Genomic DNA, 11,572 nt, shown 5'->3' on the forward strand with positions numbered 1-11,572 from the left:
TTAAAATTAAATTTTTATATTTGAAAGGACAAAGTTTTAATTTCTTTATTTTTCTTTAGGGATACTTATAATTTTTAAGTTACTTTCAAAAAAATCTAATGTTTTTAAATTTAATGTATTTTCCTTAGCAAAAATTTAGTTATATTTTTGTTATCAAGTTTAGTTTTAAATTCCCGTAATTATTATAAAAAAATAGGTTCAATAAAGGAGATTGAAATGCAGTATTTTACTTTCTGTTAGATAGTTTAAAACACGATGACACTACTTGAATAGATTAGATTCGTAATTTGCATATATCGAATGAAAGAAAACCAAGCTTGTTGAAAAGTGTTCAATAAAACTATTTCTTGCAAAATAAGCTTTAATAAGAAGAAAGGGCATTCATTCTTTAACTTAATGCTAACCATAGAAAAAGAAACAGGTCTCTAAAGGGAATTAACTAATGATATACTTTATGATTTCCTCTATTAGAGTTCTTCTGAAACCCGATTTTTAAGCCCATAAAGCAATAAAGTATTTTTTACATCCAAATTTTGTGTATTCTTTAAACTCAATCCCCTTACGTTTAAATAATGAGGAGTCTTCCATAAAAGTTGAAATTTTCCTTTCTTTATTTTCCATATACTTAATTCTTCAAAATCACTCATATGGTTAACAATTAAAAACTTACCTTGTGGTGAAAGTCGGATTATTGAACGACCAAAAGGAAGGATGAAGTGATCAAGTCTTTTCCTTTGATCTAAATTTACTAAGCAAAACCTGGATTTATCTTCGAAAAATTTTCCCTTATGCATTGAAATTACTATTTTTTCAATAGTTACCATCCAGACCCCATCGTGGGATGTAACAAAATCAATGAACTGAGTTTTTGACTTGATGGTTTGCTTACTATGCGTTTTTTTGTCCCATACAACAAGAGCTTGTTCATTCTCTTGAAAATAGAACTTGGATTGTTGAAAATAAAAGTTGGATTGACCATACAAGCAAAATTCAGTGGAAAACAATTTCGTTAAACACTGAAACACCTCTTGTACTTGTTTGGCTTCCCAATTAATCTCCCATATGCTGATTTGTCCTGTTTCAATATTGCTTAAAGCAAGAGTTGTGACGGGAAAAACATGATCAGAAAGAGTATATTTAATTTTTTCTTTGCCCAAAAGACAAGGAAGAGAAACAGCAAGTTTTTGTTGCGTGGAATCCATGTCCACTAATTGATTATGTTTTTCGAAATCTATTTCAATTAGCTTGAATTGGTTTTGGTAAATAAAGACAAGATAACGATTATCTTTTGATAATGAATAAGTTAAAAAAGATCCTGCATATGAAGCTTGTACTTTTTCATTTTCAACTTGAGAAATAGTAATTTTGTTTTTGCCATTGCTTTCGGAGGGGCATGTTCGAATACAATATTGGGCATTAGAAGAGAGACGGCAACCCCAATCCTCGAACCATCTCGGTGCAGAAAAAGGCTTCGGTAATTTTTTGTTTCTAAGTTTTTTCCCATTAAAAGTTTGATAGGTATAGAGCTTATTTTCAACTTTATGAAGAATGTAGGTGTTTTCTAGATTAGGCCAGTAAGTATTTCGGTGTTCATAACTCCAGAGAAAGACTTTTTGCTCATCTGGGGAAAAATACATATCACGAAGAGATAGAGGAAATTCTTTTTTGCCCACAAAAGCTTTTAAAGAAGCAATAGAAATTTGTTTTATTTTAGACTGGAAGACAAACTGACCATTAGAAATAAAGTGTAGTGTATCTTTATAATTATCGCAATCATCAGAATTCTTTAAGCTTAACCGTTCGCTGAACTTTAATTTGAAATCTTTGTCACGTATGCGAAAAAAGGTTATACCATGACGCCCGCTAGTTATAAAGTAGGCCATTTGTGAGTTATCTGACAAAAATTGGAGGTGGGTTATAGTACCTTCTTCAAAAAATAAAAATTTTTTTTGATTATTTTTTGTACTCCAACTATGTACTTCACTTTTACTTTCCCCAGCTATAGCCCTATTTATTATGACAAAATGGCTTTCTTGCGGAGTAAATATCATATCATAGAACATTATATTGCCTGGCGCTATTTTCTTCTTTTCAGATAGCTGAAATACCAAACCTTGTTTTACTTCTTCTAAATCAGGGAGGGTATAAAATTTGACACATTCTCCTCTTAAGCATTCTCTCGCATGTTCTATTACAAGAATAGCGATAATAGAATTTTTAGGGGCATAGCGGCTAGCAATTACCGAGAAGCCCATTATTATTTTTTTTTTGACTGGCTTTGGTTGAAGTTGAGGAATATGGAGGGTATTAAAATTTATTTGCCAAAGGCAAATTTCTATTTTTGGCATAGGAGAAAACTGGTCTTTTATGCCTACAGTAATAAGCATTTTTTCATCTTGAGTAAGAGCCAATAAGGAAAAAAATTCAATATTTTCAATAAGCAGTGAATTGATCATTGTTAGAGGATTAGTTTTCCATATTTCAATTTTCCCATCCCTTTTACGAAGCAATTTATCTTTTTCCATGCACGATGCTCTGAAAAGAAATTGGCCATTCTGAAAAAACTGGAGAAAATTGTACTTAGGGAACGCCGACTTTGGATTAACTCTTGTCGCCAATATTTGCGTTTGAGCTTCAAAAGTTTCCAAATTCCAAATATAGAAACTGTCCCAATCAACGGAAGCCAAATGCTTGCCATCAGGAGACACAGCCATAGCGAGTATATTGCTTAGATGATTTAAATAAGGGAGCTGGCCAAACTGGACGTCTTTAAGCTCCGCGCCATCAAGAATAACGTTTTCTAAGGAGCAGCCAGTAAAATCCGCCCCTTCTAGATTCGCTCCCGAGAAATTAGCTTTATTCAAATTTGCCCGGGCAAGCCTAACACCAGGGGCTTGAATCCCTCTAAAATCAGAGCCGACAAAAGAAAAATTGGTTTTTTTTAAAATCATCAAGGCATTTGCAGCTGCGACCTTTATTTTTATGCAATCTTTCGAAAGTTTGACAATCATTAAAAAAAAGCGCTGTTCTATTTTTAATTTTTTATATTTGCTTAAGCAATTAGTAGCTTCTTGTCTCACCTCGGCCCCATTCATAAGCCTTATATTATATCTTTCAACAATATGTACTTTATCGATTAGCTGCTTCCATTTCCTACACACTAGCCTAGTTTGCTTTTGATCTAGCGATTCCAAATATTTGAATATTTCTAACCCAATTTTTATAGCTAAAGGAGAAGGGAATGAGGGATTTTGTTTGTTATCTACAAAAATCTTAGAATTAATATTAGAATCTATGCTAGAGGAAAGCAGCATCGTATAATTCTCCTAAAAAGAGGGATGGGAAAAGATTTATTCAACTATTGTGGGGTAGTAAACTATACTAAAATAAAGCAATTCATTTTTTTTATTTGATTATTCGTATGATTTAAAGAATTTCTTGTCAAATATTAATTAACAAGGGCTGCACCAGCAGGGAACAACTTGAAAAGATCTGTTTTTAAAATGAGTTCTTATGTTTTGAGAATATTAAAGTAAACTCATTTACTACCCTCTCTGCCAAATTTAGGAAAATTTATTTTGAGCTAAAGTTTTAAGATTATTTTGCCTTGCCCTTATCTTATGCCGTGCTCTTTCTTTTCATGGAAATTCAAAAAAAAGATTGCCAATTATTAGAAAAAGAGCGGAAGATAAAATTTAAAAATTTTTATCCGTAAATCAAACGTAAAAACCCTGGTTCAAAGGCTTATATACGTACGTATTATTCTAACCTAAGGAAAAGCATGATAGAACCTACAATATCTTTCATACCTTCTATTAAAACACCATTAATTACTTTTCATCTAAATGGTAGGGTACCTAGCCATCTCAAATACGAATATCGGTTGCGTATAGTTTTAAAGCAAGCAATCACGGCGAAAGCAGAGGTGAAAACAGACAAGAAAACAGAATGGAAAATGTGGAAGGTAACTTTTCAAACCCATTCGACTGACTGGCTTTTAGCAAATATTTCCCGTCAAATGTTCCAACAACATCCTCAAATCAACCTAACAAAACAAAAAAGTGTTAAGCAGTTAAATCTAGAGTTTGGACAAGCTATCTCAAAAGAACCTGTTCACGTAATGGTAGAAATCGCCGGTAAGACTTCGCGAGGGGAAAATTATATTTTACACTTATGCCCAAGTAATCTTAAAGAAAGCCGAGCAACTCTCCAAGATAAAAAAGGAAAAACAAAGCCTATCGCTCTTGATTTGGGTTTCTTGGAGACATTTACTTTAGAAGATCTTCGATATCTTTTTTTAACAAAATTTGAATCATTTGTTCGAATTCAGATAAAACAAAAAGACGGAGAAAAATCTTTATGTTTATCTGCTTTAAACTCATCGTCTCTTTCTTTGTCATCACTTAAGCATACAAAAGACTTGGTAAAATATCTCAAGCAGGGGAACTCCCAAGATCCAATTATAGCTATATTGCTTAAGAAGATGGTAGACGCCTTTGTTAACATGCAACAGCCTCGCTCAGAGGCCATCGAGGAGATGATTGATATCTTTGATAAATTGCAGCAAAACGACCAAATGCGCGTTTTTAGGAGCGTTACCAAACATTTTGTAGAAAATCCTTTAACCGATCAAAATATTGTAAAAATTTTAAAGAAGATTCTGGTCTATTTTCAAAAAACAATTTACCAGCAGCAGGTGGATGCAGAAGAAGATAATGTTTTTCTTTCCTCAAAAATTTTAGACGAATTTGATGCGAACGATTTAGTAAAAATCTTAGTGATTTTGACAGAAAATTTGGTCCCGCAGGCTGGTTCTAAAAACATCCCTTCCATTCAAAATCGCCTAAGAGCGCTCGTTGCTTTGCTAGAAACCATGATCATACAAGAAGTCCAAGGAGTTAACAAAGATGTTTATCTCAGTGCTTATAAAGCCATTAATGAAATAGCAAAGAGCAAAGACTTAAAAAATAACTTAGAGATGGACTATCTTGCTCATTACGGCAAAAACTCCTTTCTTCAAATTTCAGACGATACAACGGTTGGAGATACAGCTAAATCTACTTTGTCCCGTACTTTTTATCTTCTGCGCGGTTTTGCCAAAATCGCCGATAGCGTCAGTATCTTTGAGCCTTGGCACATAGTTTCTTTATTTGATTCGTTAGAGGATTTTAAAAAAGTTATATCTTACCGAGATTATCGCTTTAAAAAATGGTTTTCCAAAAAACAATGGTTTACTAGTTTACTTGCCTTGCGTTTTACCCTTTTTAAAAAACCGGAAAAGTTTTTTAGTGAATTAGATAAATTAAATACACAAGAAGCAAGCTTTAGCAAAAAAGCAATGAGGGTGTTTCACCACCCTTTATTTCTTATTGGATTTGTTAATTTACTCAAAGAAGTGCTTCACATTCCTACCCATGTCCCAAGAGATCTTGCTTTAAAAAAGGTCGCTATCCAGCTTTTGCAGCGCATTTACCAAGATAATGTGAGTAAAGAAAAACCTAATTCTCCCATTTCTTTTAAGTTAGAGTCAGATGAACAACGAAATCAGATTTTAGAAATTGTCAGAGGCTACTTATTAGCTTGTAAGACCCATGGCGATCCAGCAGTGAGCCGCGTAACTGAAGAAGCCCTCAAAGAGTTGAACCTGCAAGATGTGATCTTTTCCCCAGCTTCTAAACCACAAAATGAACTTTTTGATCAAGCTGTGAAACAGATACCTATTTTCAATGCTTTAAAACAAATCTCGAAGCAATTAGAAAAAGATGATCAACTTAAAAAAGAAAGTGTGTATTACATTTCTCCAAATGTCCAGGAAGACGAAGGCTTTTCTGACTCATTTCCTTTAAAAAAAGCTTTAAAAAACTTTTTCGAAACTGAAAATACACCTGTCCTTTACCTAGAAGGAGACGGGGGAGCGGGGAAAACGCTTACCATGAAAGTTTTAACCAACGAGCTATTAAGAAATTATTCTAGTACCAGCTATTTTCCCTTTTATACCTATTTAGGAAGTTTAAATAATCCTCTTGAAAAAATTATAGAAGAGACATTTGCTTTGCGCGGAATGACTCCAGATCAGGTAAATGAATTAAAAGAGCGTAAAGTAGTATTTATTTGCGATGCTGTGGATGAAATCAATCCTCTTAAGCTTCCTAGTGAAACCAAAAATATGAACATGTATGAAGCTAATAACTTTGCAGAGAAAGACATAGCCAAAGTTATCTTTGTCAGTAAGAAAGGACTGAATGATGCAAAACGCTTTGAACCTGTGGGAAAAACGATTCAAAAATTCATCTTAACACCTTTTGACGAACAACAAATTTTTGACTATCTAGAAAAATTTGCACAAGAGCGTCAAAAAGAAGAAAATAATCTTTTTCTTACGTGGACTGCAGAAAAATACCGGGAAACTTTCAAAAAGCTACAAGATAGCGAATTATGGAAACTCATTACCAACCCTTTTAGATTGCATGTCATCGTCGAAGTTTTGCCTTTGATTGTGGAAAGTAGATCGGATATAAAAATAGAAGAGATTTTTCGACAACAAACGAAAGGGGAGATCGAGCAACATTTCTTTGACATTTTTGCCTGCGTCCAAGCTTATCGATCAAGCCTTAAAGAAAAACTCCTCCCTATTGGACCTGAAGAATTTTTAAAGTATTCTGCTCAGTTAGCTGCAGTCATGCAAAGGCATGAAATTTTCTCTATTCCACTTCAAGCTATTGCTGAGCAACAAGAAGATGTCAAAGATCTTTCAAACTCCTCAATAAGCACAAAAGAGGATATCGCTTTACAAGGAATTATTCAAAAATTCTTTAAGAAATCTCATGAAAAATTTTATAAAGAATGTTTAATTTTAAAAAACCAAGGAGAATGGGCTTTTATGCACGGAGATTACCAGCTCTACTTTTCCCAGTTTGGTAATTATTTCGGTCGCGCTAAAAGATTTGATGAAATTTATAACAAGTATAACTTAACTAAATGGATTAGACGGGATAACGACAGAAGTTAATGTAATTAAGCAAAATTAAAAAATTACTTCGATTTTGTGTCAAAAAAATAGGAGTGTTTTTTAATTTTTAATTTTAAGTTAACTGCTTTTAATGCTTAACTTTTTATTCATTCTTAAATTCCACTTTATTAGTGATTTTTATAATCAATTTTTCTCCTAAAAAATTGGTCTATTTTAAGGGAAATGATTTTAAACTACTAAATAAGTTTAGATGTCTTTATGAAAGTTTTTTTCATTTTGTAATTGAGAAAGCAATAAAGCATTTATTCTATCCAAGTTTTGTGTGTTCTTTAAACTCAATCCTTTTACATTTAAATGATTGGGAATTTTCCACAAAGGAAGAAATTTTCCTTTCTTTATTTTCCATACGCTTAGCTTTACTAAACCATCGATATTTCGAAGAATTAAGAATTTGCCTTGGGGTGAAAGTTGGATTATCAAATCATGAAAAGGAAGAATAAAGCGATCAAGCTTTTCCCTTTGATCTAAATTCCATAAGCGAAACTTGTTTTTATCATAAAGAAAGGGGCCCCTGCGCATTGAACTCGCTAGTTTTTCAACAGTCACCATCCAAAAGCCATCGTCGGATATATCAAAGTCAACTAACTCATTTTTAAACTTGATGGTTTCCTCGCTACGCGTCTTTTTATCCCATATAGCAAGTGTTTTTTTATCCTTTCGAAAATAAAACTTCGATTGGTCTAAAAAGAAAAAATTAGTAAAGGACAACTCCGTTGAACATTGGTCCACTTCTTGTACTTGTTTGGCTTCCCAATCAATCTCCCATATATTGATTTGTCCTGATTCATCATTAACCAAGGCAAGGGTTGTAATGGGAAATAAAGGATCAGAAAAAGTACATTTAATTTTTTCTTTGTCCAATAGACGGGGACAGAAAACAGTAGTTTTTTGTTCATTAAAATCCATATCAACTAATTGATTTTGTTCATTGAAATCTGCTTTAATTAATTCAAATTGATTTCGATAAATAAAGAGGAGATAACGATTATCTTTTGATAAAGTACAAGCGAAAAAAGTTCCTATATATGAACTTTGCACATCTTTATTTTCAACTTGAGAAATAATAATTTTATTTTTGCCAGGGCTTGTATGATAATATGTTTTAATGCAGTATTGAGCATTGGAAGAGAGGCGGCAACCCCACATCCACATCGGTTCAAAAGAAGGTTTCTGTAAGTTTTTATGCCCAAGATTTTTCCCATTAGAAGTCTGATAAATATAGAGTTTATTTTCAGCATTCCAAAGACATTTTGTTTGTCCATCTGGAGAATAATATGACTTATTTTCAACCATCCAAAGATAAATTGTTTGCTCATCTGAAGAAAAATGGAGAGCACTAATAGATAGAGTAAATTCTTTTTTACCTACAAAATTTTTTAAGGGAGCAATAAAAATTTGGTTAGTTTTAGACCGAAAGACAAATTGACCATTAGAAATAAAATTTTGAGTTATAGTACTACTACTATTACTGATGGTTCGTTGATATAATTGATATATATCATTGATTTTAGCAGAAAGTTGTTCGCTGAACTTTAATTTAAAATCTTTGTCACGGGTGCGAAAAAAGACTTCATCGTGTTTATCACCTGTAAAGTAGGCCATCCATGGGCTATCTGGCAAAAATTGGAGGTTAGTTATAGGACGTTTTTCAAAAAATAAAAACTTTTTTTTCTTATTTTTTATATCCCAGATATATACTTTATCTTTAACTTCACCAAAAACTTCACTAATTCCGGTAAGGATACTTATAATAAGCTGGCTCTCTTGGGAAGTAAATATCATATTGCTAACTTTGTATTTCTTTTTCATTTTCAGTGGCAACTTCCAATCTTGTTTAATTTCCAAGTCAGGAAGAGAGTAAAATTCAACGCAACTTCTTTCAAAAAAATATAGGGCAATAACAGAGATTTTGGGAGCATAGCTAGCCTTCTTTGCTAAGCCTGTTATTATTTTTTTCTTAGCTAATGTAAGTTGAGGAAGGCTTTGTTCGTTGAAGTCTACTTGCCAAAGGCAAATTTCTGTTTCTGCATCGCATAAAATTTCATTTTTTACGCCTACACTAACAAGCTTTGTTCCATCTCGAGTAAGAGCTAATAACAAAAAAATGCTAACATTGTCAAAAATCAATCTATTAATCATTTCTAGTGGATTAGTTTTCCATATTTCAACTTTTAGTTTATGAGTCCGGTTTCCTATCTTGCTATAAGCTTTAAAAAGAAATTGACCATCTTGAAAGAATAGGAGAAAAGTCTTCCAATCCCTTCCTGTTTCTAATGGTTGTTTTTCAACTTCAAATGTTTCCAGATTCCAGACATAGAGATTTTTTGCACCAGTGGAGGCTAAATGCTTGCCATTAGGAGATAAAGCCATAGCGAGTACATTGTCTTGGTGGTTTAAATAAGGAAGCTTGCCAAATTGGACACCCTCAAGTTGCGCGTCATCGAGAATGGTATCTTCCAAGGAGCAGTCGGTAAAATTCGCCCCTTTTAGATTCGCCCCTGAGAAATTAACCTTGTCCAAAAGAGTTCGGGCAAGCCTAACACCGGGAGCTTGGATCCCTCTGAAATCAGAGCCGATAAAAGAAAAATTGGTTTTTTTTAAAATCATCAAGGCATTTGCAGCCGCGACCTTTATTTTTATGCAATCTTTCGAAAGCCTGACAATTGTTAAAAGAAAGCGCCGTTCTGCTTTCAATTTTTCAGGGTTGCGCAAGTAATGAGTAGCTTCCTGTCTCACCTTGGCTGAATTCATAAGCCCTATATTATAGCTTTCAATAATATGCACTTTATCGATCAGCTGCTTCCATTTTCTACACACTAACCTAGCTTGCCCTCGATCTAGCGATTCCAGATATTTGAATATTTTTAACCCAATTTTTATAGCTAAAGTAGAAGGAAGTAAGGGATTTTGTTCGTTATTCTACAAAAATCTTAGAATTAATATTAGAGGAAATTAGCATCGTATAATTCTCCTAAAAAGAGGTGAGGAAGGATCTATTCAACTATTTGTGCGGTATGTAAACTATACTAACCTGAACTTTGGGTTTAGGTGTTTAGGCTTAAACAAGATACATAAAATTTGAATGACAAAAGACCTCAACATGATTTAAAAGCATTGTTTACCACAACCATACTTAATCATGAGAGGTCAAAATGGATGTAACTGAACTATATTGTACAATTGATGATTTCTGGAAATCTTTCAAGCAAGAATGGGAAAAACACCTTATAGATTCTGGAAAGCACAAAAAGGGCCCAGAATCTGTGTTATCTCCAGCTGAAATGATGACCATCATCGTTTTATTTCATCAATCAAATTACAGAACTTTCAAACACTTCTATAACTACATTAATTTTTATTTAAGAAATGAATTTCCAAAATTAATAAGCTATGATCGATTCGTTTATTTAAAGAAAAATATGTTTGTTCCTTTATTTGCTTACCTCATGCACAGAAAAGGTAAAGTGACGGGAATAGCTTTTATTGATTCTACATCAATAGCAGTATGTCATAATAAAAGAATTTCGCGAAATAAGGTATTTGCAGGGCTAGCAAAAAGAGGGAAGAACACTTCAGGATGGTTTTACGGTTTCAAATTACACATAATTAATAATGACAGCGGGGAAATTTTAGCTTTTCAACTTACACCAGGTAATGTATCTGATGTATCGATGGCTGAAACCCTTTCCAAGGGGCTGTTTGGAAAGTTATTTGGAGACAAAGGTTATATTTCTGGAAAATTAACAGAAAGTCTTCTAGAACAGGGCTTAGAGTTGTTTACGAGTGTACGAGCAAACATGAAACAAAAATTAATGACCTTTAATGATAAAATTTTATTACGAAAGAGATCTCTTATAGAGACAGTCAACGATCAACTTAAAAATATTTCTCAAATTGAACATACTCGACATCGTAATATAGGCAATTTTTTGGTAAATATGCTAGGTGGGCTTGCTGCATATAGCCATCAACGGAAAAAGCCGTCTTTAAATTTTAGAGAAGAGAAATTCTGTGTAGCTATTGCTGCTTGAAACCCAAAGTTCAGGTTACTAAAATAGAATAATGAATTTTTTCATTTGATTATTGACATGATTTAAGAAATTTTTTGTCAGATATTAGTGAAGACTTACCAGGAAGGCGGTTGTTAAAAAAAAATATTTTAAACTGATTTTGGTTCTGCAAACAACTCTAATTGTTTTCCTTAATTGCAAACCATCTTGCCGAGTATTACTCCCATTTTTTTATAAGTGAATTCTTTTTTGGTAATTTTGCGAAGTCTATCTTTTGCATCATGAACTCAAAGATATATCGGACGGCATTGACAAAGTAACATGAATGGAGGGATGATAAGTTTGATTTTCATTAAATCAATTGGTATATAAATAGATTTTTAAATACAAAAAAGGCTCTTTTGTTGAAACCTTGCTGAGGTTGCAGCTATTACATAGGAAAGGTAGCGCTTCTGTTAATCCCATTGCTGTATAGATACATATCTACTTTATCTCTGTCAGCTGCGACAAGATTTATAAAAGGAGGATGAAT

4 protein-coding genes and 1 pseudogene are annotated in these 11,572 nt (G+C 33.0%); 2 read left to right on the forward strand and 3 right to left on the reverse strand.

Annotated elements, in window-relative coordinates:
* Positions 1–467 precede the first annotated feature (467 nt).
* Positions 468–3,314, reverse strand: coding sequence for a pentapeptide repeat-containing protein (locus tag PC_RS03530; RefSeq protein ID WP_011175284.1), 2,847 nt, complete (start codon positions 3,312–3,314; stop codon positions 468–470).
* A 467-nt stretch (positions 3,315–3,781) separates the two neighbouring features.
* Between PC_RS03530 and PC_RS03535 the strand changes: the two genes are divergently transcribed.
* Positions 3,782–7,009 (forward strand): NACHT domain-containing protein, encoded by a 3,228-nt coding sequence (locus tag PC_RS03535; protein WP_011175285.1) that lies wholly within the window; start codon positions 3,782–3,784, stop codon positions 7,007–7,009.
* A gap of 207 nt (positions 7,010–7,216) precedes the next feature.
* Here the strand turns inward: PC_RS03535 and PC_RS11080 are convergent, their stop codons facing one another.
* Together PC_RS11080 and PC_RS11895 are read right to left on the reverse strand one after the other, a co-directional pair.
* Positions 7,217–9,781, reverse strand: coding sequence for a WD40 repeat domain-containing protein (locus PC_RS11080; protein ID WP_044044879.1), 2,565 nt, complete (start codon positions 9,779–9,781; stop codon positions 7,217–7,219).
* A 75-nt stretch (positions 9,782–9,856) separates the two neighbouring features.
* Positions 9,857–9,910 (reverse strand): annotated as a pseudogene (locus PC_RS11895) (hypothetical protein); the annotation flags it as partial.
* A gap of 272 nt (positions 9,911–10,182) precedes the next feature.
* On the opposite strand from PC_RS11895, the gene PC_RS03545 reads away from it, so the two are divergent.
* A complete protein-coding gene (locus PC_RS03545) occupies positions 10,183–11,061 on the forward strand; it encodes an IS982-like element ISPasp1 family transposase (protein WP_011175287.1) in 879 nt (292 codons plus the stop codon).
* Positions 11,062–11,572 lie beyond the last annotated feature (511 nt).

The organism is Candidatus Protochlamydia amoebophila UWE25 (assembly GCF_000011565.2).
In the GTDB taxonomy this organism is placed as follows: Bacteria; Chlamydiota; Chlamydiia; order Chlamydiales; family Parachlamydiaceae; genus Protochlamydia; species Protochlamydia amoebophila.

Bases quoted from the DNA above. Each gene is read 5' to 3' on its own strand.
- PC_RS03535 (WP_011175285.1), top strand. From the start codon at position 3,782: ATGATAGAACCTACAATATCTTTCATACCTTCTATTAAAACACCATTA.
- PC_RS03530 (WP_011175284.1), bottom strand. From the start codon at position 3,314: ATGCTGCTTTCCTCTAGCATAGATTCTAATATTAATTCTAAGATTTTT.
- PC_RS11080 (WP_044044879.1), bottom strand. From the start codon at position 9,781: ATGAATTCAGCCAAGGTGAGACAGGAAGCTACTCATTACTTGCGCAAC.
- PC_RS03545 (WP_011175287.1), top strand. From the start codon at position 10,183: ATGGATGTAACTGAACTATATTGTACAATTGATGATTTCTGGAAATCT.